Genomic DNA, 26,369 nt, shown 5'->3' with positions numbered 1-26,369 from the left:
GGCCACCGCCCAGTGCCCGCCGTCGGCGCCGTAGGCGAAGATCGGTCCGACCACCGGGAAGATCATGTAGATGCCCGGCCCGAGGAGGCCGATCACCAGGAACGTGCGCACCAGGTGATGGCGCGGGAAGCGGCGCTCGACCGCCACATTGCGCAGCTGGTACACCGTGACGGCGACCGCGGCCACCGCAAGCTGCCCGTAGACGAAGTCGAGAACATGGGCGCCGACCGGACCGCCGGCCCTGACCATCCGGCCCACCAGCCACGACGGGTTGCCCAGTGCGTGATCGGCGGTGGCCACGTACTGGTCGAGCACCGCCGTGCGGGTCTTCGACGTGATGAGCAGCCAGGTGTCGCCGGTCTTGCGGCCGGCCACCAGCAGCAGGCCCAGCCCGACGCCCTTCAGCAGCAGGACGCGTTCCCGGCCGGTGCGGCGCGTGACGGCGATGACCGCACAGCCCAGAAGCACCCACAACGCGCCGTTCCCGAAGGGGTGGCCGTCGGTCATGTCGGCATGGACCGCCCACTTCACCAGCAAGAAGACGACATCGATGCCGATCGCGACACCGAACGCGATGAACCGTTGCCGCCAGGTGAGCACCACCGTCATCAACGCCATGCTGGCGTACAACAGGAAACCTGATTTGGGAGGGAATATCACCTCTCGCACCTGGTTGGAGATCGGCCCGGGTAGGCCGTAGCGACGTGCGACGATCTCCAGCGTGACGAGGAATCCGAAGGCCACCACGCCCGCCATGGCCCAGAGTATTGCCCGCACTTGACGCCACGCGGCGAACGCACTTCTGGATTTTATTCGCGAAAATATCTGCGCTGCTATAGGTCTCAATGCTTTGGCCGATTTTGTTAGTTGTTGGGTAAAAGGTCACTCTTTGCGCTAAATGGCATGGATTTCTGGTGAAAGGCGGACGGCGAGGGCTCTCGTCGCGAGTTCGATCATGCTATCGAAGCGGAGTTCGGTCGATCCTGGCTCGAGGTCGTGAGCTGGCGGGCTGGGAGAGGACGTCGGAATACCGCCAACGCGCCGAATGCAGGGCGCGGCCTTCGCGGTCGGCCGCCGCCTCCTGCCCCGCTTTCGAAACGCTCTGGCCGCCCTACGGCGGCTCCTCGTCCGACGCCAGAATCGATTCCTCCAGCTTGCGCAGCAGCCGCGCGAGTTGGCGACGCTCGGGGGGCGAGAGGTCGGCCAGCATCCGACGTTCGTTGTCGAGATGCTCGGCGAATACCTCGTCCACCGTGGCGAGTCCCTTCTCGGTGAGCCGCGAATAGACCACCCTGCGGTCTTCGGCGTCCCGCTCGCGCACGATCAGGCCGTCCTTCTCCAGGCGGTCTATCCGCAAGGTGACCCCCGCGGACGACACCAGCCCCGAGTCGGCGAGCTGGCCCGCGGTCAGCCGGTACGGCGCCCCGGAACGCCGCAGCGCGGTCAGCACGTCGAAACCGGCCACGGACAGCCCGTGCCGCTCTATCGACGTGGTGAGCTTGGTGCTGTAGCGCAGGAACGAACGGTGCAGCCGGGCGAGAACCTCCAGCGGGCTCGTGTCCAGCTCGGGCCGCTCCCGCGCCCAGGCCTCGATCACCATCGCCACGGCGTCCCGACGCGCCGCCTTGCGTGCTGCCATCTTCGTCCCCTCGTGCGCCGCGGCCCGGGCGCGTACATCGCACGCCCCTGAGAATCTTAGCCCTGAGGTGATCGCGGGACGGGAGCCAGGCGGCTGTCCGGCTTCGGCTCAGCGGGTGGAGCGGCGCCCGAACGCCCTGATGACCACGAAGGCCAGCAGCAGCGCCACTGCGGGAGCCGCAGCCTTCCTCAGCAGGACGGGCAGGGCCGCGGCCCCGAGGTCGACGACCTCCGGTTCGGCCCCCGCACGCAACCCCGACGCCAGGTCCTGGCCGCCCGCCGTCCGTCCGCGCTCCGGCGTCCGGAGCCGGGTCCCAGGCCGGATTGCTCAGCAGTTCCTCGAGGCGGGAGGCGAATTGCCGCACGATGCGGTCACCGACCTCGGTCATGATGCCGCGGCCGAACTGTGCGGGGCGGTCGGTGATGTCGAGTTCGGTCCTCACCCGGACCCGGGTGCCGGCCGGATCGGCGCTGAGGTCCGCGGTGACCGTGGCCGCTGCCGTTCCGGCGCCGCGGGTCTCGCTGCCGCCGAGGTCGAGGACCATCGAACGGCCGGCCTCGTCGCGGGTCACGGTGCCCTCACCGCGGTAACTCATCTGCACCGCGCCGGCCTTCGCCTTGACGCGACCGGAGAACGAGTCGCCGTCGAGGGTGTCGAGCACCGCACCGGGCATGCACGGGGCGACTCGGCCGAGATCGAGGAAGATGCGGTCGCGTACCGCGAGGAGGCGGCCCTCGGCGTCGGCGGCGAGCTCGATGCGGTGGGTCTGCTCGCGGGCGTGCGAGGAGGCGGTGAGGTTCTCGTTGCGGTCCTCGCGCCACCGTACGGGGCGGCAGAGCAGGCGCGCCGCGTGCGGTACGAGCAGCTCCCCGACGTAGAGGATGCCCTTCTGGCCGAAGCCGCCGCCGACGTCGGCGGCGATGACGCGCACGGTGTCGTTGTCCAGGCCGAGAGTGTGGGCGACGGCATCGCGCAGCCGGTGGGGAGTCTGGGTGCCGGACCAGACGGTCAACCGACCGCTGTACGGATCGACTTGAGCCGATATGGCGCGGGCTTCGACGGGCGAGGCCACGTAGCGGTGGGCCTGGAACTCCTCGGCGACCACAGTGTGGGCGGTGGCGAACGCGGCGTCCGGGTCGCCGACCTTGGTGGCGACGGCGACGGCGGTGTTGTCGTCGGCGCCCTCGTGGAGCGGCGGCGCCTTCGGGGACAGGGCCTCGACCGGGTCGACGAACACGGGCAGTGCGTCGTAGCGGACCTCGACGAGTTCGAGGGCGCCCTCGGCGAGACAGCGGTTCTCGGCGAAGACGACGGCGACGGGCTGGCCCACGTACAGGACCTTGTCCTGGGCGAGCGGCGGCAGCGGCGTCATCCGGACCACGGGGGCAAGGAGTTCGGCGAGGCCGGGCGGGGTGCTCAGTTCCTCCTTGTTGAGCAGGGCGGGCAGGTGCGCGACGTCGGCGCCCGTCCACACGGCGATGACGCCGGGTGCGGCGAGTGCGGCGGTGGTGTCGACCGACGCGATGCGGGCGTGGGCGTGGGGGCTGCGCAGGAAGGCGGCTTCGACCACGCCGGGGAGGGCGATGTCGTCGACGTAGCGGCCGTGGCCGCGCAGCAGCCGCTCGTCCTCGACCCGCGGGACGGACCGGCCGATCCAGTTGCCGCTGGTGGACTGGGTGAGGTGGGACATCCGGTTCGCTCCCCGAAGCGTTCGTCGAGTGCCTGGCACACGGCACGGCGGATGTTGCGGTAGCCGGTGCAGCAGCACAGATGACCGCTCAGGGCGACGTCGTCGGCCGTGGGCCGTTCGGGCCGTTCGGGCCGTTCGGTCAGGGCGGTGGTCGTCATGACGAAGCCCGGGGTGCAGAAGCCGCACTGCATGGCGTGGCAGGTGTGGAACGCCCGCTGTACGGAGGTGAGCGGCTCGTCGTCGGCGACTGCGCCGCCTGTACCGGGCGCAGGCCGAAGCCCAGGCGGCCACCGGAGACCGGCGCCGTCCGGGGGGCGGGCGCTGAATTGCAGCGTGTTCTCGCTTGGTGGTGATACGGCGCGGACCGGCCTGCTGGGCGGCCGGGTGGAGGGCGGTTCGTTCCACCCGGTGCAGGGAGGCTGCGACCTCGGCGCCCTCGGCCGTGCCGCCAACCCGGCAACGTGTCGAGGACGTGCGCCTGCGGAGTCCAGTGAGAGAGTCGGGTCCCGCATACGGTCGAGCGACCGGCCGAGCCGCGCCGCCACGACCGCCACAGTTCACCTGGCTGGAGCCGGCCATCTCCTATGCAGCCACCGGAACGGGAGCACGCCCATGCGCCTTTACGCCCAGACCCCGGCACGTCGGAGCCGTCAGGTGCTCGCGGACCTGATCGCCGTCGCCCTGGTCGCGGCCGCGGTGAAGTTCGCCCTGACCGTCCACGACGCGATCATGCTGCTGGCCGAGCCGGGACGAAAGACGCAGAGCGCGGGTGACGGCCTCGCCAGGGGCCTCGACGACGCCGCCGATGCGGCTTCGAAAGTGCCACTCATCGGGGGCTCCCTGAAGAAGCCGTTCCAGTCCGCCGCCGACGCCGGCACCGGTATCTCCGACGCCGGACAGTCGCTGCAGCACATCGTGGGCCAGGTGGCCGACCTGACCGCACTCGCCCTGATCGTCCTCCCCGTGGCCTTCGTCATGGTGCTGTGGCTTCCCCCACGCCTGCGCTGGATCCGGCGCAGCGCCACCACCCGACGTCTCCTCGACAGCCCCGGAGGCGCCGACCTGCTCGCCCTGCGCGCCCTCACCGGACCGCAGCGCGACCTCACCACGGTCTCCACCCCGCCGGGCGGCCTCGCCGACGCCTGGCGCCACGGGGACCAGCAGGTCATCTGCGACTTGTCCAAGGTCGCACTCAGGCGGGCGGGCCTGCGGCCATGACGTGCAGCGCGGGGAACCGTCCCACCACGCCCCAGACCTCGATCCTCCGGGTGGCGACGAAGGCCGGGGCAACAAGACGTTTCATCACCACTTCTCAGCTGACGTCCGACAGCATCTCCGGGAAGACATCCTCGTCGGCTTTCTGCCGCGCCAGACGGGCGTTGTACTCGCGGACCGTTGTCAGCCACCGCCACGGCTGGATCTCGTCCAGTGACAGGGCCGGACATGCGAGTTGATGCGGGAGGCGGCAGGTCGTCCCGGGCGGAGGTTCGTTCAGGCCGCCGTTCCAAGCGAGGCCGTTACTGTCGAGGTGCCATCGGTGCCCGCCAGGCACGAGGTGGGCGGGCACGACCAGGCGGGGTTCGAGGAGGACGTGCTGCCCGGTGTAGGTGGGCCTGCGCTCCCCGGTGAGCCCGCACTCGGGGCAGATCGGTGGGTCAGGTGGTTCCGGGCCTGTGGCGCCGTCGCGGGCAGCCTGGGCGCGGTCCGCGGTCTCCCATGGCTGCGGCGTGTCGGCGGGCGGCTGCCGGCATCCGTCCGGGCCCGGCCCGGGTAACGGGATGATGCTGTCGGTGTCCCCCATGGGGTCGAGCCTGCGCGCCCCTGCCCGGAGCGGGGTAGGGCGCAATCCGGGCGCATCAGGAGCAGCCGGGCGGAGCGCACGGGAGCGACCGGCCACTCACCTCGCCGTTCGTTGCCTGAAGCGACTGTTCTGCGGAGCCGGTCGAGCTGGCGCATAGTGAGGGACATGTGACCTCTTTCAGGCCAGACAACCGGCAGGACACTATGCCCAGCGAGTCCCGAGACGGCGCACCCGTTGTTCCCCAGCCGGATGAGATCCGCTACACGGCGTCGGTCCTCTCCGGTGCCGGCTTCCGGGACAAGGCGGCATCCTGTTCCGCAGGCGGCCTGAACAGGCCGCCACCGCTCAGCAGATCACCACTGGGGTCGGCCAGGCGGCCATCACCCAGGCAGCACAGCTGACCGGCGAAGCACCTTTCCGCATCGCCGTGAAAGCCGCAGAAGAATTACCGGTCCTCACAGACCGGCTGCGTCCGCGGCACGGTGATGAAGATGTGGACATCGGTGTCCGGAGGACACCAGCCCTCAACCCCGACTTCTCTTCCCGTGCCGGCCGTGCTGCGTCCCTCGAGAGTGACCCGCCCAGCGGCGCACCAAGGAGCCCGTATGTCGTCTCACGACCAGACAGTGCTCACCTGCCCCTTCGACTTCGCTGACGCGCTGGAGTTCGACCCCTCGCTGGCCGCGTTGGCGCAGCGCGGCCCGGTCAGCCGGATCCGGTTGCCCTACGGCGAGGCAGAGGCATGGCTGGTGACCAGCTTTGCCGGAGTGCGCCAGGTGACATGTGACCCGCGGTTCAGCCGGGCGGCGATCGTCGGACGCAACTATCCGAGGATGACGCCCGAACCCATCGTGTCGCCGGAGTCGATCAATGTGACGGACCCGCCGCACGTCACCCGGCTGCGGCACGTGACGGCCCAGGCGTTCACACGCGAGCGGGTGGCAGGCATGCGGCCGGCCGTGGACCGGGTGGTGGCCGGATTGCTGGCAGCGATGGCCGAGGTGGGGCCGTCCGCGGATCTGGTGACCCATCTGTCGGTTCCGCTGCCCCACCTGACGATCTGCGAGCTGCTCGCCGTCCCCGAGGCCGACCGTGACCAGCTGCGCGCGTGCACCATGCGGCTCCTGGCCACCGCCCCGGACGCCAAGCAGGACGCAGCCGACGCCAAGGCCTCCCTACGGACGTACTTCGCCGAACTGATCCCGGCCCGGCGGCGCACGCCGGGCGAGGACCTGCTCAGCACGATGGCCACGGCGCCGGTGCCGCCGGGCGAGGAGCCCCTGAGTGACGACGAGCTGGCGGTCCTGGCCGTGACGCTCATCCTCAGCGGCAACGACACCGCGACCTGCCAGATCAGCAACATCGCCTACCTGCTGCTGACCCGGCCCGAGTTGCGGACCGCGCTCGCGTGCGAGCCCGCCCGGTTCCCCGACGCGATGGAGGAGCTGCTGCGGTTCATCCCCTTCCGCAAGGGCGTGGGCATCCCGCGGATCGCGCTGCAGGACGCGGAGGTCGAGGGAACCGTCATCCCCGCGGGCGACTACGTGCACGTGTCCTACCTGGCAGCCAACCGCGACCCGGCCGTCTTCCCCGACCCGCACACGCTCGACCTCGAACGGCCGGTACACCCGCACATGACCTTCGGCTGGGGCGGGCACCACTGCCTTGCCGCACCGCTCGCGCGAGCGGAACTGGAGAGCGCGGTCACCGGCCTGCTCACCCGCTTCCCCAACCTGCGCCTCGACGCCGCCCCCGACGAGATCCGATGGGACACCGGGACCATCCGCCGCTTTCCCGTGCGCCTGCCGGCGACCTGGTGAGTCCGGGGCAGACCGGTGTCGGCGGTGTACGAGTTCATGTGCGGAGCGAAGTACAAGCTCACACGTGCGGAGTGCCGTACGTAGTCTCGGCCGGGGCGAGGGCGTCAACCCTCGCCCCCGCTGCCTCTCTCGTGCGTCCCGTGAAGGCACATCAGCGCGAACCCGAGCGTTCGATGCTGCCATTCTCAGGGACAGACCAGTGGCTTCATGGCTGCGTGGAGCCCCATAGCGGATGACGACCGGTGGAGAAGTCCAGTCGACAAGCGAGCTCGGGACGCTCTGTGATGGTTCCGGTCGTGCCAGGGCGATAGTTTGCGGCGATGGCAGACGTCTATTTGCTGGTTCGGCAGCGGTGGCCGACGAAGGAGGGGACCGTCGTCGCGACCGGCAGGGCACGGTCCTACCCGGTCGGCTTGAGGACGTGGCCGCAGACGGTGCAGGCCAAGCCCAGGACCAGGAGGGCCCAGGAGTAGGTGAGCAAGCTCGCGACTTGGAACAGGAGGCCCAGCCCCCACAGTCGGGGGTTGCGCACGATGCGGCGCAGCGGTCGGCCGGGCACACGGTTGCGGGTGAAGGCATAAATGCCCAACGAGCCCACGCACACCGAGGCGATGACGATCAGGCCCAGGCTGAACAGGAGTAGTGAACCGAATCCCATGACACCCTCCCGCCCAGGTTGTCCTGCACAGGACACTACGCCTTGCCAGGCATGTCTTGTCTGCCGGGTCAGCATCCAGCACTCCTGCGGAGCGTGAGGTCGCGACCGAGACCCGAACGCGGCCCCAATGCGCTGTCCGAGCCACAGCTTCCGGTCCGGAGTGGCCTGCTGGGCACTGTCTTCAAATGATCTTGGCTGGCGGGTCACGGGGGTGATACGTCGCCATGAACTGTCCGATGCCGAGTGGGAGTTCGTTCGGCCGTTGCTGCCCGGGTCGTTGCGTGTGCGCAGGGGCTGGACGACCGCAGGGTCCTCAACGGGATCGCGTGGAAGTTCCGCACGGGCACGGCCTGGCGGGAGGTTCCCGAGCGGTACGGGTCGTGGGCGACGCTGCACACCCGTTTTCGCCGGTGGGTGGCGGACGGCACGTTCGAGCGGATGCTCCGCGCCGCACAGTCCCGGACGGATGCCGCCGGCGACATCGACTGGCTGGTGTCGGTCGACTCCACGACCGTCCGCGCCCACCAGCATGGACAGGCCCCAGAGTCCTGCACGAGTCCGGGAGCATCGCGCTGCGCGCCGAGGCCGATCTGGTACAGCGCAGGACACGAGGATCTCGATCCTGCCCTGTCCCAACCGTCTTCACGGGTCATCGTCGAAACCGGTCGCTGTCGGCCGACGCGGTCAGGGCAGGTCGTTGCGCCCCAGCCACACCGGCTTGACCGGCACCCCGTCCGCGTACCGTTCGACCTGCTCGACCGACTCACCAGGTGAAGCAGCGGGTTCGCTCGGCGCCTCCACAGGTTCCGGGGCGGCGGGCGCGGCAGAGTCCTCCAGCAGCTCGGCCACTGTGAACCGGGTGACGAACGACTGCCACGCCCCGTCAATGACGAGGAGGAACCCGTCGCTCTCCCGAAGGAGCCGACGACGCCTGGGGCTTCGCGGGTGCTCGGGCGAGTGGATCCGAGCCCGCCGTTCCAGCTCCGCGAGCGCCTCCACACGAGATCCGGAGACGTACGCCACCACGTGCGCCTCCGTGTGCTTGCGATCGCCGGCACCGAGGGTCGTCTCGATGACCAGCCCCCATATCGTCATGTTCTTCGCCCCTTTCATGCTCGTAGCATTCTCTACGGTAGGAGGCGCGGCCAACCCGGCAGGGCCACACCCATGCCGAGAGTCACGTCGGCTTCTCCACCGATGATGCCGTCGGGAGCAAAGACAGACAGCTGATCTTGATGCCGACCACCCCTCTTTTGCGCCAACCACAATTCGTGGTCACAGCGTGCTGCTTTTCGGAGGAGTCGCCCTACGACTCGGCGCCCCTGCCGCACCGCTGTGCGCCGGCCACAGACGTCAATTCGTGCTGCGGAGACCGCCGTTCACCTGCCCTGGAGGCGATTCAGCCCCTACCGTAGAGACGTGTCCTCCGCGCCTGCGCCCCCGTCCGGCGGGCCCCCGCCACCGGGTCGACGGCATCGGTTGCGGGCACGCTGGGCAGACCGGCACGCCCTGCCCCCGTTCGGCTTCTGGCTTCTCAGCAAGGGCGCCGTCGTGCTGGCGGTGTGCGCGGGGCTGTATGTGCTCAACGGGTTCATGATCGGCTGGGCGGACGCCTACGACGTGATGACCGGGATTACCTCGCCCGCAGCTGTACGCATTCCGTGGTGCGCCTGGCCGCTCTCCGTCACGGGCTGGGCCGCGATCCCCGCCGTCATCGGAGCGGCCGCCGGCTATGTCATCACCGAGCAGATCCAGGCCCACCGCACGCGCGAACTGAGCGATGTGCTCGACGAACTGCGCCGCCTGGCCGAGCCTTCCGGCCCGCCCCCGTCGTCCGGGGGCAATTCGTGATCACGTTGCACGACGCGTACAAAGAGGGCAGCGAGGCCGTCAAGGCCGCGGTCCTGTCCTTCGGCGCCCGCCACCCCCTCAACGGATCGGATGCCGAACCGGACTGGAAACGGGCAGAGAGGCACTTCACCTACCTGATCGAGGACATCATGGGAACGGCAGCACCCCCGCAGGACAGTGCCGCCGTCACCGTGCACCGGGCTGAAAACGAAGCCCTCGGATTCCTGCTGGCGGTCAACACCCGGCCCGACTACCGCTGCCCCATCTGCGTCAAGCGGCAACGGCACCTGCTGTGAGCAACCGGCCTACCCTGGAGACGTGGTGACGGACGCCGAACGCGCCGAGCATGCAGCCCGCCTGCGGCGGCTGCTCCACCTCGCCTGCCCGGATGCCTCCGTCACCGCCGTCGCCGCCACCGCGGAAGCCATCACACAGCAGGCAGAGCACACTCCCCACGAACCAGTCCCCCAAGCATCCCAACTCAGCCAGACCACGCTTTCATCCGCTCCTGGAGGACGCTCTCGGCACGCTGGTGGAATGCATTTCTCCGCATTCCTCGTGCGCACCCCAGACGGGTGGGAAGCGAGCGAGGCAGAACTCGACGATGTGGAGACCCTGCCGGATCTGGCCGACCTGGCCCGGGAAGCCTCTCCCGACGAGACCACGGTGCTCCTGCTCATCGAGCAGGAGGACGCGTGGTTCGGCATCGTCCGCGTCGACGGCGAGAACGACCCTCGTATCTACGTCTCGGACGCTGCCGCCGCTTCCCGCAGCAGGTACGGCGAGATTCTGCTCACCGACGAACTACTCGGCGGGGAGCCCGACATCGACGGCGACGACCTGGACGCTCTCGGCCCGGTGGGTGACACCGACATCCTCGATGACCTCGGCGTCTCCCGACGGGAGTTGCTCTCACCTGACGTGGACGGCATGGCAGGGATCGCCGAGTACCTGGGAGACGCTGTCGAGCTGACCGACCAGGGGGCCACGCCGCACACCGGCCGGCGGCTGTGGCCCTGACCCCGGCGCGAGCGCATCCTGCCCGTGGGCCTGCGACAAGACGGACATGGCAACCGGCGCAGGCCCCACCCCGGGCCGATTCGGCAACGCGCCCAGGGTGGCCGCAGACCTACGGCCCGTAGGCGGCGCCGTCGTCGTAGAAGACTATCGGCCCGGAAGTCGTAGAACGCCAGCAGTTCCTCCGCATCGTCGGTGATCTTCGCGAGGGGAGCCGGTCATGAGCCTGTGTGTGACAAGTGCGCGGGTGGCACAGCCGCCCGGCGATGCTTGATGTTGACGGCCGAAGCCTTGGCCAGTGCCATGGGGCTCAAGAAACGCAGCGGACCGATCAGGCGGGATGCGAACAGGTACACGTGCCGCGCCACCGATGCGTCGCGCGCTGCCGCCGAGAACATCAGCCGCTCCACGGGATTGAACGGACGGGACTTGGCGAAGTCGGCGGCCAGGTACTGGTGACCGCGCAGCTGACGCCGGTGTCTGCGTGCGTACATCACGAGCGACCTGTCGAGGTCGCCCCGACCGGTTGCGGCCGAGGCGACCGCCTCTGCCAACCATTGCGCGGACTGAAGAGCCCACCCGCATCCCACTCCCCACAGGGGATCGCCGGTCAGGGCGGCGTCGCCGATGAACGCGACGCCCGGTGCGGTCGGCTTGCGGCTGTGAAGCGGGTAGTTGACAGTGCCGGTGATCTTCGTGACGCGCTCGGCGGAGTCGATGGGCGGTGCCTCGGGCAGGGCGCGGACGAATTCGAAGAAGCTGCCCTCCAGGTCTTCCCGGAAGGCCGGCAGCCGCTTCTTGTCCGGGAGCACCGCGATGACCGTCACCCCGTCGTCGTTCGGAAACGCGTACGCCATGTCGGGCTCGAGGAACCAGGCGTGACCGATCCCGCCGTGCAGCGGAAGGTTGCGGAAGTGCGCGAGATAGCCGAACCGCGCGTTCTCGTGCAGCCGAGCAGGCACCCCGGCGAACTTCGCTACGGCCGAGTCCTTGCCATCGGCGCCGACCACCAGGCGGGCCCGGATCTCGCGCTCGCCCTGCGGTGTCGACGCGCGGACCCCCAAGGTTCGCCCGGCTTCCCGGACCAGCCCGGTCACCTGGTGACCGAGGAGCAGGTCGACGCCAGGGGTTTCCGCCGCATGGGACCTGATCAACGGGTCGAGGGTGCTGCGCCGAATGTTGTACGCGTACGGTAGCTCGGGGCCCGCCGGCGCGGCCCTCGGCTCGATCCATCCCCAGCGGGTGTACCAGCGGGCCTCGTTACGGACGGCCCCCGCCTTCTCCAGAGCGGGGATGAGGCCGAGTTCGTCCAGTACCGGGTAGGCGTTGGCCGTGATGGAGTGGGTGCACAGCACCTTGTACGCTTCGGGGTCCGAGCGGCGTTCCAGCAGTGCGACGCGGACACCGCGTCGAGCGAGCAAGATCGCCGCTGCGCTGCCGGCGAGGCTGGCTCCGCTGATGACGACGTCGTAGTCGTATCCCGCGCTCTCAGGCTTGGTCATGCGCTGATCGCTCCCTTCGGGGTGTGGTGCCGTTCGTGGGAGTGGTGCAGTGCTACTGCTGTCAGGTACATGAACAGTTTGTCAAGGGTTGTGGAGCGGGTGATGCGTGATCAGGCTGCGGTGGCCTCCTCCGTGCGTTCAACCAGGGCACCGTTCTCGAACCTCGCGCGGGAACGGACCAGCGCGACCAGGCGCGCCCCGGTGATCGCCGCAGGCCCCGGGCCTTGTGAAACCAGCAGCTCTGATGGCGGTCGCTCGGGAACACCTCGGCCAGGGCCCTCCACAGCCCATCGCCCCATCGCCGACGACCAGCTCCGGGTCGCGCATGCCCCGCCGACGGCAGTCCCGCAGCAGGTCGGCCCACGACGGCAACGGGGCGCGAGGGCGCCCAGGCCGGGTCGCACACCGACCCAATACGCCCACCCATCCCTGCAGTGAGGGGCCAACTCCCCATGAGGCCATGGCATCCCGACAGCGGGATGAGGGGGTGCCATGCCATCGCTCATGGCTGGTCTGCTGTCGCGATGCCATCGAGTCGTCGCGATGGTGATGGCCTCAGCCTGCTTGACCGGAACCCTGGTCGGGCTGATCGCCACGCCGGCCTCCCGCTCCCCCAGCCGGCCAGTGGCCGCCGACCGGCGGTAACGTCCTGGAAGGGGTGAGCGTTGCCGACACGTTCGTCACTTCGTGTTGGTCGCCAGCTGCAGCAGCGTCTCGAACAGTGCGTCAAGAGCGGCCCGGTAGGCATGTTCGGGTGGGGCTGCGAAGCCGATGAGCAGACCCTCCGGGCGCCCGCGGGGATCGATGTGGAGTTCGGACAGGCCACGCAGTGCGAGTCCCTGCCGGGCGCAGAGGGAGAGGATCTCGTCTTCCGGTGGCCAGTCGGTGGGGAGGGTCAAGAGGGCGTGCAGACCGGCGGGAACGCCGTGGGCGGTCAGTCCCGTAATACCGGACACGCGGCCCAGCAGCAGTTCTCGTCGTCGGCGGTAGTGCAGGCGGGTGGCGCGCACATGGCGGTCGTACGCGTGGGTGGTGATGAGATCCGCGAGGACGAGTTGCGAGAGGCTCTCGGTGTAGAGATCGGCTTGCTGCTTGGCTTCAACCACCGGCTTCACCAGATGGGGCGGTAGGGCCATCCAGGCCAGGCGCAGAGCCGGACCCAGGGTCTTGGAGGCGGTGCCGCAATAGATGGTCCGGTCGGGAGCGACGCCCTGGAAGGCTCCGACGGGTTGGCGGTCGTAGCGGTACTCGCCGTCGTAGTCGTCCTCGATGACCAGCCCGCCGGTGGTGCGCATCCAGGCGCCGACCGCCTGACGTCGGCTGGGGTGGAGAGGGACACCGGTCGGGTACTGATGCGAGGGCGTCAGCAGCACGGCGTCGACCTCGCGCGTCAGCGCGTCCACGCAGGCGCCGCGGGCGTCGACGGGCATGGGCGGGGTGGCAAGTCCGGCGCGCTGGACGACGGCACGGAAGACGTTGTGACTGGGGTCCTCGACGGCCACCCTCTGGGCGCCGTTCTGGGCCAGCACGCCGCTGAGCAGGCTCAGGCCCTGGTAATAACCGGAGGTGATGACGATGCGGTCGGGGGTAGTGGTCACACCGCGAGTGCGGCCGAGGTAGTCGGCGACCGCGGCGCGCAGTTCGATCCGGCCTTGGGGGTCCCCTGCGCCGAACACCACCGAGCGGGAGCCCGCAACCACCCGGCGTGTTGCCGCGAGCCAGGCGCGGGCGGGGAAGGCGCTGACATCGGGAATCCCTGGGCGCAGGTCATGGTGAGGCCCCGCCGGTATCGGTACGGCTGATGGGGAGGTCACGGTCTCCGGCGGTATGTCGGCCACGGTGGTGCCCGACCCGGGCCGGGTGGTCAGGTAGCCCTCTTCGACCAGTTGGTCGTAGGCGGCGGTCACCGTGCCACAGGACAGTCCGAGTTCGGTAGCCAGACCCCTGGTGGAGGGTAGGAGCGTCCCTGCGGCCAGGCGCCCCTGTCGGATCCCGTCGCGCAGCGCCGACTCCAGAGCCGATCGGCGGCCTTTCGAGGCGTCCAGATCGATGTGCAGGTCTACCCGCGAACCGGACCAGGTTTTCTGCACAGAACTGGATCTTACACCTGGTCCAGTGCCCACCTAGCCTCAGCCCAAGTGATCAACAGCCCGCCAGAGACAGGACGTACGCCGATGACCGTGATAGCCCACCTCAGTGACACCCACATCGACAGTGAGCCGCGCAGCATCGAGCGCACCCGGGCTGTCATGCGCTACTTGGAAGACCTGCCCTACGACCTGGACGCGGTCCTGGTGACCGGAGACATCACCGATCACGGTCTGCGCGCCGAGTACGAGCAGGCCCGTCAGCTCTTCTCCTCGCGGCACCCGGTAATGCTCTGTCCCGGCAATCACGACAGGCGTGATGCCTTCCGCACTCACCTCCTGGCGCAGGCGAGTTCGACAACTCCGGTCAACCAGGTGCATCGGAGCGCTGACGTGGTCATCGCGATCTGCGACTCATCGGTGCCGGGCAAGGACGAGGGCTTCCTCTCGGACGAAACCCTGGCGTGGCTCGAAGACGTCCTGGCCGGGACGTCTGACCGGACGCCCGTGCTGATCGGCTTCCACCACCCGCCGGCGCAGTTGCACGTCCCGTTCATCGACGGCATCCGCCAATTCGGTGCGGAGCGGCTCGTGGCCGTCGCTGACCGTCACCGGAACATCGCGGCATTCCTCTGCGGCCACGCCCACACAGCCGCGGCGACCACCTTTGCCGGACGCCCACTGCTGGTGGCCCCCGGAGTCATCTCCACCCTCCGTCTTCCCTGGGAGCATCGTGTGCACCCCCAGGACCACGTCCACCTGGACCATCCACCTGCGCTTGCTTTCCACATCGTCGACGAGACAGGGCAGGTGACCACGCACTTCCGCCACGTCCGTGTGTGAGTGCGCCGCACCAGCCTCGGAAGAGCCCGATGCCAACGCGACCGCCTACGTACCGCAACAAGCGCGCTCGGTGAGGGGGCGCGCAGGTGGCCAGTTGTGCATACGGATGGGTCAAGTGCCGTCTGTCCCAGGTCGTTCATGCTGGTGCATCCTGGTCGGCGGGGCCGTGGGGGACCGGACGGGCAGGAGGGAGCGGACGCATGCGTGCGACCGTGCTGGATGTGGTGCGGGATGTAGTCGGCGAACACGCGCCGCAGGAAAGCCAGTTGGTCGAGGATCTGGCGGATCTGGACTACGGCCTGGTGGTACGGCGGATGCGGCAGGCGTCCTCCGCCGGACGGGGCGACCCGCTGGGCTTCGGCCTCGGCGACGTCGCAAGCATGCTCACGCCCTGGGTACTGATGGTGGTCGACGAGACGTGCCGCGCCGCCGTAGCGGACGGGACCGGGCGGCTGATGAACCGGGCCACGACCGCCCTCGGACGGCTGCGTCCGTCCGCCCGCCGCACCGCCGCCCCGCCCGAGGTGCCCGACCTCGACCGGGAGCAGTTGGCGTCCGTACGGCGGCGGGTGCGTGAGGAGGCGACACGGCGCGGCCTCTCCGCCGCCGACGCCGACGGCCTCGCGGACAGCGTGGTCGCCCGGCTGGCCTTGGCGGGCACGGAAGACCCGCAGGGCGCCGGGTCCGGTGAGCCCGGCGGTTCGGGCGGGTCCGGTGAGTCGGACGACGGTGGTGGTCGTCAGGAGAACGGAGCGGTCCGGTGAGCGGGGGCACGGAGGCGACCGTGTCCCGTCAGGCCCCCGTGCCATCGGCCCCCGACCCCGGCGCGCTGCCCGCCGGGACCACCCTGCGCTTCCTCGTCCTGGTCGTCGCGATGGCGGCGGCCACGCTCGAGATGCTGCGCGACATCCTGCGGCCGTACCCCGCCAAGAACGTCGAGTTCCTCTGCGAGTTCGCGGCGGGCTACGACCCGGGCGGAAATCTCCTCGACAACGTGACACGGAGCAACGCCCAGGCAGAGGCGATCAAGGAGTGCGCCGAGGGCGCCCCCGTGACACCGGAGTGGTACGGCCTGGCCGGCAGCGTCGTCGTCCTGCTGGCGGCCACGGCCGTGTACCTACTGCTGCCGCGCTGGAAGCGGCGGCGGCGCGGTCTGGTGCCGCTGACCGGCCGGGACCCGCAGGGCGAGATCCGGGCCGAGATCGCCCGGCTGGCCGGGATCGCCGGCGTGCGCACCCTGCCCGCCCTCGTGGTCGACCTGACCGCCCTCGACGCCGGCGCGGTGGTCTTCGGCCGTGCGGGCAGGCGCACCCTCTGCCTCAACAACGGCCTGCTGCACGTTCGCCGCTCCGAGCCGGCCCGCTTCCAAGCCGTGGCCCTGCACGAACTGGCCCATCTGCGCCACCGAGACGTGGACATCGCCTATGCCGTGACGGCACTCTGGCGGGCCTTCCTCGCCCTGGCCGCCGTCCCGTTCACCCTCGTGGTCGGCGGAAGCCTCGTCGCGGCGCACTTCGGCTGGTTCATGGGCGCCGACGCCGTCTTCTGGCCCGCCGCCCGGCCGTACTTGGTCCGGGAGATCGCGACCGCCGCGTTCCTGTTCCTCCTGGTCGTCCTGGCCCGCGCCGACACCCTGCGCCACCGCGAGCTGTACGCCGACCGGGGGGCCGTGACCCTGGGTGCCGATCCCGGCGTCTGGCGGGCACGGGCCGAGGGGGCCGTGGCACAAGGCCGCCCGGCGCGGAGCGTCTCGGCGTTGTGGCGCAGTCACCCCTCCTGGGAGGAGCGGTGCCGCGTACTCAGGGATCCGGCCGGTCTGTTCGCGCTGACGGACATGCCGTTGTTCCTGCTCGGTGCCGCGACCCTGATCACCGGGAACGCGCTGAGCAACCTGTGGGACGCGCGTCCGGCCGCCTGGCTCGTCGGGGGTCTGGCGGCGGCCCTCCTGACGGTCTCGGTCTGGCGCGCGGCCCTGTACGCCGCCCACCGGGGCACCCCCGGGCCCTCGGGCGTGCGGTCGGGCCTGGCGCTCGGACTGGGCCTGGTCTGCGGGGAGTTGCTGTCCGGGGCGGACATCGGCCCCGACTGGTGGCCCACGCACCTGGAACCCCTCCTGTTCCCGTTGCTCGGCGCCGTGGTCTACGTCTGCTGGCTGGCCCAGTGCGCACGGCTGCGCCTGCGGGACACGCCGGGCACGCTCCCGGCGCTGCGCGGGGCGGTGCTCGTCGCGGCCGTCGCGGGGTGTGTCGTGGCAGCGGCCGGTCTCGGCTGGTGGCTGGGCGAGGGCCAGTTGTGGCTGGCCGGGGACTTGTACCGGGCGGGCGGTCTGGAGCAGCACGTCCGTGAGGTCTTCCCCGGCCCCTGGGACCAGTTCGAGCAGTACGCGACGGTGCTGCCGTGGATCGCCACAGCTCTCGTGAGCGTGAGCGTCGCCGGCTCGGCCCCCTTGATCGCGGCGGCCGCGGTGGTCCTGTGGGTCTATCCGGCAGTGCTGCTGCTCAGGCGGCCACGGGCGACGGGGCTGCAGTCCACGGTCCTCGCCGGACTGGCCGGGGGTGTGTTCGGCGTCGCCGCCGTGGCCGCGGTGATGGCGTATGTCCACTCCTGGCGTCCTCCGCTCGACGAGCGAGGCATCGCCTTCGGAGTCGTCTACATGTGGTGGCGGACCGTAGCCCTGTGGACCGGCGTGGCCGTGACGGCGGCCGTCGTCGCCGCGACCACCCGCACCCACCGACTGCCCCGCGCCCTCGCCGCCGCGGGCATCGCCCAGATCACGGCGCTGGCGGGGCAGTTCGTGCTCCAGTCCGCCGACGGCTGTCTGGGTCCGCTGCGGGTCATGGGCAACACCTGTCACTGGCTGCCCGACGCATCGTGGTCCTTGACCGAACTCCTGGTGCAGACGGCCGCACCGGCGATGTTCGGCGCCGCCCTGGTCGCCACACCCCTCGCCCGGCTGCCCCGCGCCGCAAGGCCTTCAGCGCCCGCCGAAGCCGTACGGCGGTCTTGGCCGATCCGGGTCGCCGTGGGCGCCGTCGCGATCCTGGCCGTCATGTCGTCCGTAGTCGCCGTGCGTTCGGTGACGGGCCACGGTACCGCCCTGCCCGTTCCCAACCGTCCCGCGGCCTCCCACACCGACGAAAAGGTTCGGAGCTTCCAGTTGCTGGCCTGGTTCAAGATGAGCGGTCAGGCCGACACGGTTGCCCTGGCCGCTCGCTACACCGAACTCGCCAAGTGGCTCAAGGAGTCGACGGACGCCGAGACCGGTGCCATCGACGGGAGAACCCTGCGCCCCGTCTGCAGCGGCCTCGCCCGCGACACGGCCACCGCCCGGCACCATCTGGGCGTACCCGACCCCGAGCTGGGCCGCGAATGGTCCACCCTGCTGACCAAGAGCCGGGACGCGGCCCGCGAGTGCACGGCCGTGCTCGACTCGGAGGCGGACGACGTGCAGCGCAACACGAAGATGCTGGAGCAACTCTTCGACGCCTACGAACAGGCAGGCCATGCCCTCCCACCCGTGACGGACCGCGTCGCCACCGCGCTGGAGCAGTGGCCGCAGTGGAAGGCTGACTGATCGGCCCGCGCGGGAAGGTGGACCGCCCGCTGCACATCGGCTACACCGGCGCGGGCAGAGCGGCCGGCCTGCCCGCTCACCTGACGTACGCCATGCGGTCGACCCACTGGGACAGCGTGAGGGAGGTGGTCCATGCCCTGCGGGCCGGGCCACGACCGCGGCGCTGGCACGGCGCGGCGTAGCCGGAACCCGACGGGTGCGGCCGTCGCTGTGGGCCCAGGTCGGGGGCCAAGGCTTCGCGCAGCGAGGAGAGGTGTGCGGCTACCGCGGCGAGACAGTGGTGTTCGTCCCGGCACGCGGAGCAGATGCCCAGGTGAGCAATGACCGTACTGGCCTGCTCGGGGGGAAGGAGTTCGAGAGCGTGTCCGGCCAGCAGGTCACGGACTGCGTGACATTCGTCGATGGAGGTGGTCATGTCGGATCCTCTCCGTGCTGCGTCGCCCGGCCGCTGGGGCATGCCACAAGGTCCAGGCAGTTCTGGAGGCCGTGCGAAGCATGGATGGAGCTTCTTGTGGCACAGAGCCAGATTGGCCGAAAGGCAGCCCCATGCGCGTCGTCTCCCCGCAGTGATTGCCGGGTACTGCGACCGCAGTACCCGGCAGGGTGAGCTGCTCCGTATGGGTCGGCAGGGGCGTTCAGCCGGGCGTTCGTCACACAGGCAGGGATGACGGACCGCGATCCGTCGACGCGCTGACCAGGCCGCATTGATAGGCGATGACGACAAGCTGGGCCCGGTCCCGGACGGCGAGCTTGCTCATGGCGCGGTTGACGTGGGTTTTCACAGTCAACGGACTGACGAACAGATGTTCGGAGATCTCGTTGTTCGACAGGCCCAGCGCCACGAGTCTGGTCACGTCGCGTTCCCGAGGAGTGAGGCAGGCCAGCTGCTCGTGAACCGCGCCGGTGCGGGGTTCGGGCTGGGCCAGGAAGCGCGTGATCAAGGCGCGTGTGGCCGCCGGGGACAGAAGCGCCTCGCCGGCGGCCACCGTGCGAACGGCGTCGAGGAGCTCTTCCGGCTGCGCTCCCTTGCCCAGAAAGCCGCTCGCGCCGCCCCGCAGAGCCTCTGCGACGTACTCGTCGTTCTCGAAGGTGCTCAGGATGAGCACCTTCACGGCCGCAAGGTCGTCGGCCTCGCTGATGGCCCGCGTGGCGGCCAGGCCGTCCATCTCGGGCATCCGGATGTCCATCAGGACCACATCGGGGTGCTGCGCGCGCGCCAGCTCCACGGCGTCCTGGCCGTTGGACGCCTCGCCCACGACCTCCATGTCCTCCGTGGAGTCGAAGAGGATTTTGAAGGTGCCCCTCAGCAGTGCCTGATCATCAGCGAGCAGAACGCGGATCGTCATGTCCGGCCTTCCGGTAGTGCATTCGACTCCGCGCTGTCCACTGCCGCAGCAGAGCGCAGGGGTAGTTCAGCGATCACGGTGAATCCGCCCTCGGGCCGCGCTTGTGCAGTGAGTGCCCCACCCACGCTGGCCGCCCGCTCCCGCATGCCGATCAGGCCGTGGCCGGTCCCCTGCTGCGGTCGGTGCGGGAACGCACGACCGTCGTCCTCGACAGTGATGGTCAACCAACGGCGGCCGTAGCTCAGGTGCAGCCGGGCCTTGTCCGCACTGCCGTGCTTGCGCACATTGGTCAGAGCCTCCTGGACGATGCGGTAGGCGGCCAGATCGACCGCCGGAGTCAGCTGCTGGGTGGTTCCGTGCCGGGTGTGGAGGACGTCAAGGCCGACCCGTTCGAGCGAGGCGAGCAGGGCTGGTACCTGTGCCAGGCCCGGGATGGGATCGCGCGGTGCGTCGCAATCGCCGGACTGCCGTAGCAGGCTCACGGTGACACGCAGCTCGTCCAGCGCCGACCGGCTGGTGTGCTGGATGTCCTTGAGGGCAGCGAGGACCTGCTCGGGTCGCTGATGCCCCACGTGGGCCGCCACGCCGGCCTGAGCGTTGATCAGGGCGATGTGATGGGCGACGACGTCGTGCAGCTCACGTGCGATCCGGACGCGCTCGGCCGCTACGCGTTGCTGCGCCTCCTGTTCGCGTGTCCGCTCCGCATGCTCCGCGCGTTCCTCCACGGCCGTGACGTAGGCGCGGCGCGAGCGCACTCCGTCCCCGACCGCCGCCGGCAGGGCCGTCCACGCCAGCATCGCGGCGTTGTCCGGTTGCAGCCAGGATCGCGGTTCGTGCACCACAGCGGCTCCGACCAGTACGGCAGCCGACACCGATGCCACACTCCAGGTCGTGCGTCGGTCCGTCAACGCGGCCAGCGAGTACACGGACACGATGACCGGGCTTGTCACGAGTGGACTCTCCCGGAACCCGAGCAGTTGGAACGCCGCCCCGCAGCTGACCGCCAAAGCCGCCACGGCGAAGGGGTACCGACGCCGCCAGGGCAGCGCGAAGCAGCCGACAGCGGCAAGCAGGACAGCCGGCCATCTCAGATCGAAGCGGTGCTCGTGCGGGATGACGGAGGCGGCCACGGCGGACAGCACGAACAGCGCCAAGGCTCCCAGTACGCCGAGAGTCCTGTTTCGGGGGCCATGCCCTGGCCTGCCTCTGATGCTCACCGCCATGGCACCACCGTAGGGATGCTGTCGGCGCGATGCTGAGCCGGCGAAAGCGGTCTGCCGCCGATTTCCCAGCCCAACAGCCCAGCGGGACCATCGAGGGAGCTGACCTTTTCGAGTGACGATCAGCGTCGTCCGTCGCTACGCGGACCACCGCCGAAGCACCGGTCTGCAGCGGCTGGGGCACGCGCCGGCGGGGCTGTCAGCTGCTGCGGCACTACGCGACTCGGGGCCGCCGGTATTGCGGGGAGCATGGCACTCAACGATCTACGCCTATCACCGACTCAACCCACCTGACCAGGGACTTCATCAAGGCGTTCAGGTTGTGGTCAGGTTGACCGCACGGTTTTGAAACTCATGCCTTAGAAGCCTCAAAGCAATGGCAAAGGCATCTGTGGAACCAGCAGTTCAACGTGTCATCGTGCGCTCCATGACCACAGAGCACCTTCTCGACGACCGCCCACACTCTCCTCTCCGCACCATGGCGAGCAAGGTGCCGGAAGTGACCGTCTACTTCTGGATCATCAAAGTGCTCACCACGGGGATGGGCGAGACGGCATCGGACCTGCTGGCCCGTCTGCTCGGTCCGATACCGGCGGTCGCGCTCGGTGGTCTGGCCCTGGTCGCTTCCCTGGCCGTTCAGCTCGCCGTCCGCCGGTACGTCGCCTGGGTCTACTGGACCGCCATCGTCATGGTCAGCGTGTTCGGCACGATGGCGGCCGACGTCCTGCACGTCGGCCTCGGGATCTCCTACGCGGTGTCCACACCGCTCTTCCTCACCGCACTGGCCGCCGTGTTCGCCCTTTGGTACGCCAGTGAGCGGACCCTGTCCATCCACAGCATCCGTACCCGCCGCCGCGAGACGTTCTACTGGGCGGCCGTTCTCGCCACCTTCGCCCTCGGCACGGCGGCCGGCGACCTGACCGCGACCGTCGGGTTCGGGTACCTCGGCTCCGTCGCTCTCTTCGCCGCAGCGATCTGCGTGCCTGCGGTTGCCCACCGGCTCGCCGGCCTGAACGCCGTGTCCGCTTTCTGGACCGCCTACGTGATCACCCGTCCCCTCGGTGCCTCCCTTGCCGACTGGATGGCGCTCGGCCACGCCCGGGGCGGACTCGGACTGGGACTCGGTCCGGTCACCCTCGCCTGGACGGTGGCCATCGTGTGCTTCGTGGCTTACCTCGCCGTGTCCCGTCCAGACACCGAGCGGTAGGGCGATCTGACGGCGGGGGTCGAGCATGCCCTGGCTTCCGGCTCCGCCGGGAGACGAGGGGCGGATTCCGCCCGTCCCTCGTCGGGGCCGCGTAACGCTCCCTCCCGTAGCGCCCGCATGGGGCCAAGTCCAGCCGATCACTGCGCCACGCCGGCGAGCAGCCAGCGGCGCACGGGAACTTCGAGCAGAACGCGGCCTCCGTCCGGTCTGTGCGGGGCGGTGACGTCCCATCCGTACTTCAGGGCGAAGGCATCTGTGATCGGCTCTGGGAACAGGCCACGGTGCAGCACCGCCTCCCCCTCGGCCACCACTGGCGATCGGCCGTCCTCCAACGCCAGGGAGACCCGCGGGAACTTCTCGATGTTGCGGACCTTGACCGAGCCTCCGTCCGCACCGATCCACCAGCTGCCGTGCAGAAAGACGAACCAAACGGGCGTCACGTGGGGAGATCCGTCCGGTCGCACGGTGCACAGCCAGACGTTCTTCTCCTGGGCCAGGCGGTCACGCAGAGCAGGTCCTGGGGAGATCGCAAGATCACGCATTCGCCATTTTCACCCCCCGCCCGCCAGAGCGCCTGGGTCTGACGGCCCAGGACCGCCTCGTGCGTACGCCCTAAGCCCATGGGGGTAGGCCATCACCTGGGGGCAGGCCATAGGGGGCGCCCCAGGGACGAGGCAAAGTACCCGACCGCCACTATGTCGGCGCCGTTCAGCCGGAGGGCAGTCGCGCCGTCGGCGCTGTTCAGCCGGAGGGCGGTGGCGCCGTCTGCGGCTCGGGCAGCCACCGGGTCATCGCCCACAGGCACGTCCCCAGCCAGCCGATGGCGAACAGCCAACCGCCGACGACATCGGTGAACCAGTGCACTCCCAGGTAGATGCGGGTCAATCCGACCGACACGCCCCAGCAACCGATGACGACCCGCAGCGGCGTCGCGCCGCGCGGCGATCGCAGGGTGACCGCGATGATCAGCAGCCCGGCAGTGACGGCCGCCGTGGTGCTGTGGCCCGAAGGGAAAGCCCAGCCGGTGGCATGCGTGGCCCAGTCGGCCCTCGGCGGTCGGGCGCGCTGGACGAGTTCCATCACGCCGTACCGCAGGACCTGTCCCACGGCCAGACATGCGACGCACAGGGCGACGGCGCTCAGCCGGTGCCGCACGGTGCGTCCCGCGACCAGGCCGGCCAGCACGGCCAAGGCGTAAGGGATGACTCCGGTCCCGGTGGCGGTCACCCCACGGGCCAGCATCACTACGGCCTCCGGGCGATGCCCGACCGACCAGGAGAGGAAACTGCTGTCCGGCCCGAGCGGCGCCCCGGCATGACCGGCGACCAAGGCGGTCAGCGCGCCGACCAGGATCCACGCGCCGAGGCCGGCGCTCAGGATCGGACGGGAACCGTCGTGGCGGTTCATGCGGTGAACAGCCGGGCGCCCACCCGCTTGGTGGTCAGCCACCGTGCCAGTTCCTGCACCCGCTGCCGCAGCACGAGCATCGCCACCAGCGCCACGAGACCACCCACAACCACGCCGGCCAGGACGTCGTGCGGATAGTGCGCGCCGACCCACACTCGGGAGACCCCCATCGCCAGCGCGGCCAGAACCGCAACCGCCCCGAGCCGACGCGAGACGAACAAAAGGGCCAGGGCGGCCCCCGCGGCGATCGCCGCGTGGTTGCTGGGGAAGGACCAGTCACCCGGTGCCGGACACGCCTCCAGTGTCCTCACGTGGAGGCTCTGACACGGCCGGTCCTCGCGCACCGCCAGCTTCACGACCATGTCGACGCCGTAGGAGAGGACCACGACCACCGGCACGACCATAGCCGTCACGGCGGCGACCGCCCCGGCACGGCGCGCCTGCCACCACCCGACGACTATGAGGACGGCGAACAGCGCGAGCCCGAACGTGGTCCAGACCGACACTGCGTCGTCCAGCCAGTCGGGCGCGCGCTGTGCCAGGTGCACCACGTCCTCGTACGCAGTGCCGTCGATGGACGAACCATCACGGGCCAGGATCACTGATGCCCTCCGTTCGGCCTGGCGGCCCGGCGGCTGCGCAGAGCCTCGAGCACAAGAGGAATCAGCGACACGACGACGATCAGCGCTACCAGCGGCAGCAGGTAACGGTCGACGTTCGGGACCGAGGAGCCCAGCGCGTAGCCCGCCAGGACGAGTCCGACGGTCCAGAGCAGGCCGCCGAGCGCCTGCCAGAGCGTGAACGTCCGGACCGGGACCTCCAGGGCGCCCGCCACCGGGTTGAGGACGGTGCGCACCACCGGGATGAACCGGGCCAGCACGACGGCTTTGGCGTACCCGTACCGCTCCAGCAGTTCCTCGGCCCGTTTCATCCCCTCGTGCAAACGCGGCGACCGGCTGCGGGCCATCAGAGCCCCGCCCGCCTTCCGGCCGATCAGGTATCCGCAGTGGGCACCAGCCAGTGCGCCGACGGCCGCCACGACCAGCAGCGGCGCCAGCGACAGCTTCACGGCCCGGTCCGCAGTCCCGGTGCACAGGAGCCCCGCGGTGAACAGCAGGGAATCGCCCGGCAGGAAGAACCCGATCAGCAGTCCGGTCTCGGCGAACAGCACGACGCCGACGCCCAGCACACCGAAGGCAGCCAGCAGGGACCGCGCATCGAGCACGTTCACGGCGAGCTGCGACGCGAGGTGAAGCGGTGTGGTCATGCGACCTCCGGCCCTTTCCCTGGGAACGTTGTGACGGTGAACTACCAGAAGCGGATGTCTACAACAAAGTAGACCGTCTACTGAACTGTAGACGATCGGCGTGCACGGAACGTTCCCGACGCACCGCACCTCGCAGGGTCCATCCATGGCCGGGCAACCGCGGGGCTGCGCGGTCAGGAGAGCGCCTTGGTCACGGCTACTGCTACATGCGGTCGGCCGAGGCTTGCCGAGTGTCCGCGCCAGAGCTGACGTGCCGCAGGGTCCGCTGGGAGCCGTGCCAGTCCAGGCACACCACGGCGGCATCGTCTTCGAGCCGGCCCTGGCGGCGTCCCGGACTGCGGACGTCAGCGTCAGCGCCGCCCCCCGCGGGTGCAGGTCCCGGGTGCGCTCCAGCAGGGCGAGCAGGTCGACCTTCTCCCCATGACGTTCGAGCATGCCATCGGTCACCATGAGCAGACGGTCACCAGGGCGCAGGTCGATGTCCTGAACACGGCAGGGGTGGGGCACGGACACAGGCAGCCCGAAGGGATGATCCATCCACCGTGCCGCCCTCTCCGCTGCGGTCAGCAGCCGGGAAAGTAGTCCACTCTGCCTACCACTCACGACCACGGCCACCCTTCCACCAGCCCCACCTACAGCTTGGGAACCATCACGGCGGACGCCAATCGGGGCGTGGTCACGGCAAGTGAAGGTCGTCAAGTTGTGCGTTCGCGGAGATGAATCGGCCCCGGCGTCCGCCAGCCGGCACCGCCGTCTGGTCGCGCGACTCGACGAGTAGCTGACCGGATCCGCCTCCACCGCTGGCGGCCAGCCGAGACGCTCACAGGCCCCGGTTTCAGGCGGGCCCGTGTCTCATGAGACCGAGCGCGCCGGAGGTGGCGGCCCGACCGCGAGAGCGCTGCTACGCGCGGCCGAGAACCGGGTCCTGCGTGCCGTGCCTCCGGGAACCGGCGCGGTCGCCTCCACCTGCCCCGGGGCCGACCGACCACGGGTGACCTTCGCACAGCGCCCGCCGTCCGGGAACGCTTCTCGGTCGAGGTTCGTCTACAGTTACGAAGACGGTCTACATTCCTGTAGTCATCTGCTTCACCCGTGCGCTCACGCCGGTTCGGACGCGTGGAAAGGGCTCGCCCCGCATGACCTCTCCGTTGCATCCGGCCTTGCCTCGCCGCCGGGCCGCCCCGGGCCCGGTGCGGACACCTCATCGGCCGGAAGGCGAGAGCGGCACTGCCGACGATGCTCCCAGCGAGGCAACGGTCGGCCACCCGAGCCACCCCACGGTGTGCTCGGCGGCTTCGGCGCGGTGGCTGCCCGATTCGTTCATCTCAGGTACGACTTCGGCCGGAGGGCCGACGGAGGATCATGCGACCCAAGATCCTGGTTGTTGAGGACGATCACGCCCTGCGGGACGTGCTACGCCGAGGCCTTGAGGACGAAGAG

The 26,369-nt window shown here is 69.8% G+C and carries 25 protein-coding genes and 5 pseudogenes; 11 read left to right on the top strand and 19 right to left on the bottom strand.

Features of this window, described 5'->3' with window-relative positions; translation table 11 throughout:
- From ABZ471_RS40455 to ABZ471_RS40435, 5 genes and pseudogenes are all read right to left on the bottom strand, one after another.
- The coding region (locus ABZ471_RS40455) for a DUF5933 domain-containing protein (protein ID WP_359073840.1) at positions 1–756 on the bottom strand (756 nt) is incomplete at its 3' end.
- 355 nt (positions 757–1,111) lie between these two features.
- Positions 1,112–1,639, bottom strand: a complete 528-nt coding sequence (locus ABZ471_RS40450; protein ID WP_359073839.1) for a MarR family transcriptional regulator — start codon at positions 1,637–1,639, stop codon at positions 1,112–1,114.
- A 108-nt stretch (positions 1,640–1,747) separates the two neighbouring features.
- The gene (locus ABZ471_RS40445) at positions 1,748–1,891 is read right to left on the bottom strand and encodes a hypothetical protein (protein ID WP_359073837.1); all 144 of its coding nucleotides are present in this window, start codon (positions 1,889–1,891) and stop codon (positions 1,748–1,750) included.
- Between the two features lie 142 nt (positions 1,892–2,033).
- Positions 2,034–3,329, bottom strand: a pseudogene (locus ABZ471_RS40440) (molybdopterin cofactor-binding domain-containing protein); the annotation flags it as partial.
- Positions 3,330–3,427: 98 nt separating this feature from the next.
- Positions 3,428–3,520, bottom strand: a pseudogene (locus tag ABZ471_RS40435) (2Fe-2S iron-sulfur cluster-binding protein); the annotation flags it as partial.
- 421 nt (positions 3,521–3,941) lie between these two features.
- Between ABZ471_RS40435 and ABZ471_RS40430 the strand changes: the two are divergent.
- On the top strand, positions 3,942–4,547 hold the full coding sequence (locus tag ABZ471_RS40430; RefSeq protein WP_359073836.1) for a hypothetical protein: 606 nt from the start codon (positions 3,942–3,944) through the stop codon (positions 4,545–4,547).
- Between the two features lie 94 nt (positions 4,548–4,641).
- Here ABZ471_RS40430 and ABZ471_RS40425 read toward each other — a convergent pair whose 3' ends face one another.
- Positions 4,642–5,130 (bottom strand): DUF6083 domain-containing protein, encoded by a 489-nt coding sequence (locus ABZ471_RS40425; protein ID WP_359073834.1) that lies wholly within the window; start codon positions 5,128–5,130, stop codon positions 4,642–4,644.
- A gap of 605 nt (positions 5,131–5,735) precedes the next feature.
- On the opposite strand from ABZ471_RS40425, the gene ABZ471_RS40420 reads away from it, so the two are divergent.
- The gene (locus ABZ471_RS40420; protein WP_359073833.1) at positions 5,736–6,950 is read left to right on the top strand and encodes a cytochrome P450; all 1,215 of its coding nucleotides are present in this window, start codon (positions 5,736–5,738) and stop codon (positions 6,948–6,950) included.
- A gap of 400 nt (positions 6,951–7,350) precedes the next feature.
- On the opposite strand, the gene ABZ471_RS40415 is transcribed toward ABZ471_RS40420, so the two are convergent.
- A complete protein-coding gene (locus ABZ471_RS40415; RefSeq protein ID WP_359073832.1) occupies positions 7,351–7,608 on the bottom strand; it encodes a hypothetical protein in 258 nt (85 codons plus the stop codon).
- A 243-nt stretch (positions 7,609–7,851) separates the two neighbouring features.
- Here ABZ471_RS40415 and ABZ471_RS40410 point away from each other — a divergent pair, with 243 nt between their 5' ends.
- Positions 7,852–8,382: a transposase gene (locus ABZ471_RS40410; RefSeq protein ID WP_359073831.1), complete on the top strand. Its 531-nt coding sequence runs from the start codon at positions 7,852–7,854 to the stop codon at positions 8,380–8,382.
- On the opposite strand, the gene ABZ471_RS40405 is transcribed toward ABZ471_RS40410, so the two are convergent.
- Positions 8,293–8,703, bottom strand: a complete 411-nt coding sequence (locus tag ABZ471_RS40405) for a hypothetical protein (RefSeq protein WP_359073829.1) — start codon at positions 8,701–8,703, stop codon at positions 8,293–8,295. The genes ABZ471_RS40410 and ABZ471_RS40405 overlap by 90 nt on opposite strands.
- A gap of 324 nt (positions 8,704–9,027) precedes the next feature.
- Between ABZ471_RS40405 and ABZ471_RS40400 the strand changes: the two genes are divergently transcribed.
- From ABZ471_RS40400 to ABZ471_RS40390, 3 genes are all read left to right on the top strand, one after another.
- Entirely contained in the window at positions 9,028–9,459 is a 432-nt protein-coding gene (locus ABZ471_RS40400) for a DUF6313 family protein (RefSeq protein ID WP_359073828.1), read from the top strand.
- On the top strand, positions 9,456–9,755 hold the full coding sequence (locus tag ABZ471_RS40395; RefSeq protein WP_359073827.1) for a hypothetical protein: 300 nt from the start codon (positions 9,456–9,458) through the stop codon (positions 9,753–9,755). The genes ABZ471_RS40400 and ABZ471_RS40395 overlap by 4 nt, the downstream gene beginning before the upstream one ends.
- Positions 9,756–9,996: 241 nt before the next feature.
- Complete coding sequence (locus ABZ471_RS40390) at positions 9,997–10,479, top strand: hypothetical protein (protein ID WP_359073826.1); 483 nt, start codon at positions 9,997–9,999, stop codon at positions 10,477–10,479.
- A gap of 215 nt (positions 10,480–10,694) precedes the next feature.
- Here the strand turns inward: ABZ471_RS40390 and ABZ471_RS40385 are convergent, their stop codons facing one another.
- The 3 genes and pseudogenes from ABZ471_RS40385 to ABZ471_RS40375 form a co-directional block, all read right to left on the bottom strand.
- The gene (locus ABZ471_RS40385) at positions 10,695–11,978 is read right to left on the bottom strand and encodes an NAD(P)/FAD-dependent oxidoreductase (protein WP_359073824.1); all 1,284 of its coding nucleotides are present in this window, start codon (positions 11,976–11,978) and stop codon (positions 10,695–10,697) included.
- Between the two features lie 223 nt (positions 11,979–12,201).
- A pseudogene (locus tag ABZ471_RS40380) lies at positions 12,202–12,344 on the bottom strand (transposase); the annotation flags it as partial.
- A gap of 314 nt (positions 12,345–12,658) precedes the next feature.
- A complete protein-coding gene (locus tag ABZ471_RS40375; protein ID WP_359073823.1) occupies positions 12,659–14,068 on the bottom strand; it encodes a PLP-dependent aminotransferase family protein in 1,410 nt (469 codons plus the stop codon).
- A gap of 84 nt (positions 14,069–14,152) precedes the next feature.
- Between ABZ471_RS40375 and ABZ471_RS40370 the strand changes: the two genes are divergently transcribed.
- From ABZ471_RS40370 to ABZ471_RS40360, 3 genes are all read left to right on the top strand, one after another.
- A complete protein-coding gene (locus ABZ471_RS40370; protein ID WP_359073821.1) occupies positions 14,153–14,908 on the top strand; it encodes a metallophosphoesterase in 756 nt (251 codons plus the stop codon).
- Between the two features lie 200 nt (positions 14,909–15,108).
- On the top strand, positions 15,109–15,672 hold the full coding sequence (locus tag ABZ471_RS40365; protein WP_359073820.1) for a hypothetical protein: 564 nt from the start codon (positions 15,109–15,111) through the stop codon (positions 15,670–15,672).
- Positions 15,669–18,482, top strand: coding sequence for a M48 family metalloprotease (locus ABZ471_RS40360; protein WP_359073819.1), 2,814 nt, complete (start codon positions 15,669–15,671; stop codon positions 18,480–18,482). The genes ABZ471_RS40365 and ABZ471_RS40360 overlap by 4 nt, the downstream gene beginning before the upstream one ends.
- A gap of 76 nt (positions 18,483–18,558) precedes the next feature.
- Here ABZ471_RS40360 and ABZ471_RS40355 read toward each other — a convergent pair whose 3' ends face one another.
- The 3 genes from ABZ471_RS40355 to ABZ471_RS40345 form a co-directional block, all read right to left on the bottom strand.
- Positions 18,559–18,897, bottom strand: coding sequence for a zf-HC2 domain-containing protein (locus tag ABZ471_RS40355; protein WP_359073818.1), 339 nt, complete (start codon positions 18,895–18,897; stop codon positions 18,559–18,561).
- A gap of 235 nt (positions 18,898–19,132) precedes the next feature.
- Entirely contained in the window at positions 19,133–19,828 is a 696-nt protein-coding gene (locus ABZ471_RS40350) for a response regulator transcription factor (RefSeq protein WP_359073816.1), read from the bottom strand.
- Complete coding sequence (locus tag ABZ471_RS40345; protein WP_359073815.1) at positions 19,825–20,982, bottom strand: sensor histidine kinase; 1,158 nt, start codon at positions 20,980–20,982, stop codon at positions 19,825–19,827. The genes ABZ471_RS40350 and ABZ471_RS40345 overlap by 4 nt, the downstream gene beginning before the upstream one ends.
- A gap of 493 nt (positions 20,983–21,475) precedes the next feature.
- Between ABZ471_RS40345 and ABZ471_RS40340 the strand changes: the two genes are divergently transcribed.
- A complete protein-coding gene (locus ABZ471_RS40340) occupies positions 21,476–22,255 on the top strand; it encodes a hypothetical protein (protein ID WP_359073813.1) in 780 nt (259 codons plus the stop codon).
- A gap of 137 nt (positions 22,256–22,392) precedes the next feature.
- Here the strand turns inward: ABZ471_RS40340 and ABZ471_RS40335 are convergent, their stop codons facing one another.
- From ABZ471_RS40335 to ABZ471_RS40315, 5 genes and pseudogenes are all read right to left on the bottom strand, one after another.
- The gene (locus tag ABZ471_RS40335; protein ID WP_359073810.1) at positions 22,393–22,797 is read right to left on the bottom strand and encodes a pyridoxamine 5'-phosphate oxidase family protein; all 405 of its coding nucleotides are present in this window, start codon (positions 22,795–22,797) and stop codon (positions 22,393–22,395) included.
- Positions 22,798–22,996: 199 nt separating this feature from the next.
- Complete coding sequence (locus tag ABZ471_RS40330) at positions 22,997–23,662, bottom strand: phosphatase PAP2 family protein (RefSeq protein ID WP_359073808.1); 666 nt, start codon at positions 23,660–23,662, stop codon at positions 22,997–22,999.
- Positions 23,659–24,264: a phosphatase PAP2 family protein gene (locus tag ABZ471_RS40325; RefSeq protein ID WP_359073806.1), complete on the bottom strand. Its 606-nt coding sequence runs from the start codon at positions 24,262–24,264 to the stop codon at positions 23,659–23,661. Before ABZ471_RS40325 ends, ABZ471_RS40330 begins: the two co-directional genes overlap by 4 nt.
- On the bottom strand, positions 24,261–24,929 hold the full coding sequence (locus tag ABZ471_RS40320) for a DedA family protein (RefSeq protein WP_359073842.1): 669 nt from the start codon (positions 24,927–24,929) through the stop codon (positions 24,261–24,263). Before ABZ471_RS40320 ends, ABZ471_RS40325 begins: the two co-directional genes overlap by 4 nt.
- 387 nt (positions 24,930–25,316) lie before the next feature.
- A pseudogene (locus tag ABZ471_RS40315) lies at positions 25,317–25,466 on the bottom strand (SpoIIE family protein phosphatase); the annotation flags it as partial.
- Positions 25,467–26,291: 825 nt separating this feature from the next.
- Between ABZ471_RS40315 and ABZ471_RS40310 the strand changes: the two are divergent.
- A pseudogene (locus ABZ471_RS40310) lies at positions 26,292–26,369 on the top strand (DNA-binding response regulator); the annotation flags it as partial.

Source organism: Streptomyces sp. NPDC005728, from assembly GCF_040630895.1.
Taxonomy (GTDB): domain Bacteria; phylum Actinomycetota; class Actinomycetes; order Streptomycetales; family Streptomycetaceae; genus Streptomyces.
Note: the sequence above shows the minus strand (reverse complement) of the source record. Positions and strands in the feature narration are given on the sequence as shown.